We start from the raw sequence: 3409 nt of genomic DNA, 5'->3' as shown, positions 1-3409 counted from the left end.
CTGCTCTACCATAGCCATAAGCACATATCTTATCCTATTCGGACTATTGCGAGAAGTGCTATAACTTCTAATGTGCCTCTTCCTCTAATTCTTGCTTTAGCTACATTATCTGTTTTGGTGCTTGCACTTTTATATAAAATAATTCGTAATAATAAGAAAATAGAGATTGAGAGAAATAAATTCGCTCAAAAAGAGCAAGAGTTGGAAAATAAAATAACTCTAGGAAAGGAAGCTGAAGAAGCTGCAAACAAAGAAGTGAAGAATCAATTACATGAATTAACTCGAGAAAAGCAAAATTTAGACAAGAGAGCAAAAAAATTGAATCAGAAAGTATAGCTCTTTTTANNNTAATCCGAACAGATCATAATATGCTACTGCTCTACCATAGCCATAAGCACATATCTTATCCTATTCGGACTATTGCGAGAAGTGCTATAAATGAGTCAGAAGTTGAGAGAGAATCTCTTCTTGAAGAAAAAAAATCTTTAGAGAAAAAATTAGAAACAGCAAAGAATCGTACGTTTGAAATAGACAATGAATTGGACAAAACAAAAGAGGAAATAGATAAGCTTGTTGCACGAGAAGAAGAATTACATCTTAAAATCTCGTGTTTACGTGAACAGTTACAAGAAAAAGAAGAACGTATAACAGAATTGAAAGGGAAAATAGACAATAATCAATGCAAAGAATTAGAAAATAAAAAATTGAATGAGGAAGTAGAAAAATTACGTAAAGAAATAAGGGAGTTATACGAGAAAGAAGACAAATTTTATAAAGAAAGAGATATATTACGTAAGAAAGAAGACACACTTTATAAAGAAAGAGATATATTATATGAGGAAGAAAAAAAGTTGCATACAAAATTAGGTGACCTAAAATGTGAAATCAGAAAAATCAATAAAGAAAAGGAAAATTTATCTCAAAAATTGGAAAAGAAATTTGACGAGTTAGATGAAGCAAATGGTTTAATTGAAAATCAGTCTTTTGAGTTAGACGGAATAAGAAAAGATTGTAACAATGAGGTAAAAGGTTTAAAAAATTTACTTTTAGAGCGAGACAGTCAAATAGAACAACTTGAAGAAGATTTGTTGAGAAATGCAGAAGAGAAAAAGGGTTATTTACCGGAAATGTTAGAATCTGTGGTAGACAAGGTAGAAAAATTGGTAAACAATAATGAAGCGATCGGAGATCGTAGTAGAAAAATAATATTACAGGAGACTCAAAAAATAAAGTTTATATTGAAGGAAATTATGCAATTCACGCTAGGTGAAGATTCTAGATGTGAATCACCATCAGAGGAAACGTTTGATTGTTTACTGGAGGATCTTGGATATGCAAGTCGCTCATCCACTCCGATCGAATTGCCAAATTCACTATTGAAAGAATCTTATGAACGTAATCAGAGTGAAAGTATTTGCAAAACACAACAATGAGTCTTATTATAAGATAAATCATGCAAGATAATGAACACAATATGCGCACTGGATACACAAGACTTAAGTAAGGCTATTTCTCTAGCTAATGCTCTGCGTGGTAAAGTTGGCATGGTAAAGCTGGGATTAGAATTTTTTGCTGCTCAAGGTCTTTCTGGGGTGCAAGAAGTTGCAAAATGCAATGTACCAATTTTTTTAGATCTGAAATTGCATGACATTCCAAACACTGTAGCTAAAACAGTTGAAGTAATAAAAGTTCTGAACGTTGAAATGTTAACTCTGCACATCAGCGGTGGAACAAAAATGCTTGAAGAAGCGCTAAGTGTAGTGCAAGGCACAAAAATAAAGCTGATTGGAGTGACAGTGCTAACTAGTATGAGCAATGAGGATTTAAACGAGCTTGGAGTAGCAAGAGAGGCAAAATCACAGGTAATTTTGCTTGCAAAGCTTGCAAAAAAGATTGGACTCCATGGAGTAGTCTGTTCTGCACTAGAAGCTCAAGAAGTGCGCCGAGAGTGCGGTGAAGACTTTAAAATTATTACTCCAGGAATTCGTATAGATCCAGGTCATGACGACCAAAAAAGAACAGCAACACCAAAAGAAGCAATAAATTCAGGAGCTGATTATATCGTCATTGGCAGACCCATTACAAAAACTACAAGTAGTGCGGAGCTAATATTGAAATCCATGAAAGAATTTTAATATAATAACTTAATTTATAAAAATACTAACATATTAATTAGGAATAAGCATGAGTAATATCAATAGAATAATACGCGAAGTAATCAAGGAATTCCGCTCAAAATTACCAGATAAGGAAATAGAGGAATATTCTGGCAAATTGAATAAGCTACATATCTACCAGTGCAATAAGCATATAATAGAAAATAAGAAGCTATATCATTATACAATAAATGGGAAAACCCATGCTATGGGTCAGCATGGGCATAATTTTGTCAAGAGTTTAGAAGTTATCTTGAGGAATAAGCCACAAATTTCCTTAGAAGAGGTAATTGATTTTATGGAAAAAATAATTAATTTTGGTATTGATAGTTGTTATGGAGCATTTGAGATGATATTTGAATCTCGCTCTGGTGTTACAATAGATGATGCAGTTAATTTTGTAAAAGATAGCTTATCTAGTAAATTTTATGGATTCCATGGCAGTGGGATTTTCAAAGTAATATTAGAACTTAATCCAGAGAGCTCTCTTGAAGAGATAGAGAAACAATTTAGCAAAGTAGTAGATCCTTACTTTCTTAATGCTTGGAGTCGAGAAAGTGAAAGGGCTTTTGCTAAGATATGTAGGTTATGTAGAGAAGGACATGTGGAGAATATGCAGAAATTTGATTTTAGCAATTTTAATTTAGATCAAGATAGTGCTGGAGCATTAAGAGCACTGTTACAGTATTGTGTTGACGTTTCTAATCAAAAAGCTTTAGGTGATTCACATGAATTGCATAGAGAAGAGATGGAGGGGATATATAAATTTGATGATAATTACGATTTAAATTTAGATAGTGATCATAATGATAGTATCTGGCATTGAAATTATACTACAATAATAAAATAACTGGATAAAAATTATCACCAAAAAAATTCAAAAAAGTGCTTGACATAAAAGAACGAACATTATATAGTGTCATTATCTTTTATTTTACCTCGCTTAATTTAATTACTGGATTAAGCTTACAGTACTAAGCGTGGCACAAAGTGCCACGCTATTTTTCGGTTTACATTTTCAACAGATAAAAAATGATGCCATTTCAGTGCCAAGCACATAACTGTACGAACATTCATTTTTAAAGGTAAATTGCACAACAGATGATGTCATTCCAGTGCTTGAAACTGGAATCCAGAAATTTTGCTTATAACTGAGCTGATGAGCTAAAGGTAGTTGTCTTACGCTAAAACAAACGTTTTTAATTAAGTTGCATAGAAGCTGGATCCCAGTGGGCTTTGTTGCATCGCTACTT

4 protein-coding genes and 1 pseudogene are annotated in these 3409 nt (G+C 32.8%); 4 read left to right on the top strand and 1 reads right to left on the bottom strand.

Annotated elements, in window-relative coordinates:
* From OZD68_RS03045 to OZD68_RS03030, 4 genes and pseudogenes are all read left to right on the top strand, one after another.
* Positions 1-336, top strand: a pseudogene (locus tag OZD68_RS03045) (hypothetical protein); the annotation flags it as partial.
* A gap of 32 nt (positions 337-368) precedes the next feature.
* Positions 369-1433, top strand: a complete 1065-nt coding sequence (locus tag OZD68_RS03040) for a hypothetical protein (RefSeq protein ID WP_275008969.1) — start codon at positions 369-371, stop codon at positions 1431-1433.
* Positions 1434-1463: 30 nt separating this feature from the next.
* Positions 1464-2135, top strand: a complete 672-nt coding sequence (gene pyrF / locus OZD68_RS03035) for an orotidine-5'-phosphate decarboxylase (RefSeq protein ID WP_182309362.1) — start codon at positions 1464-1466, stop codon at positions 2133-2135.
* Between the two features lie 49 nt (positions 2136-2184).
* Positions 2185-2982 carry a hypothetical protein gene (locus OZD68_RS03030; protein ID WP_007548904.1) on the top strand — a complete coding sequence of 266 codons (798 nt, stop codon included), beginning with the start codon at positions 2185-2187 and terminating at the stop codon, positions 2980-2982.
* 192 nt (positions 2983-3174) lie between these two features.
* Here the strand turns inward: OZD68_RS03030 and OZD68_RS03025 are convergent.
* Positions 3175-3409: hypothetical protein (locus OZD68_RS03025; RefSeq protein WP_275008966.1), on the bottom strand; the 235-nt coding region annotated here is incomplete at its 5' end.

This window comes from Wolbachia endosymbiont of Drosophila bicornuta (assembly GCF_028982105.1).
Lineage (GTDB): Bacteria > Pseudomonadota > Alphaproteobacteria > Rickettsiales > Anaplasmataceae > Wolbachia > Wolbachia pipientis.
Note: the sequence above shows the minus strand (reverse complement) of the source record. Positions and strands in the feature narration are given on the sequence as shown.

Bases quoted from the DNA above. Each gene is read 5' to 3' on its own strand.
- OZD68_RS03040 (WP_275008969.1), top strand. From the start codon at position 369: ATGCTACTGCTCTACCATAGCCATAAGCACATATCTTATCCTATTCGG.
- pyrF (WP_182309362.1), top strand. From the start codon at position 1,464: ATGAACACAATATGCGCACTGGATACACAAGACTTAAGTAAGGCTATT.
- OZD68_RS03030 (WP_007548904.1), top strand. From the start codon at position 2,185: ATGAGTAATATCAATAGAATAATACGCGAAGTAATCAAGGAATTCCGC.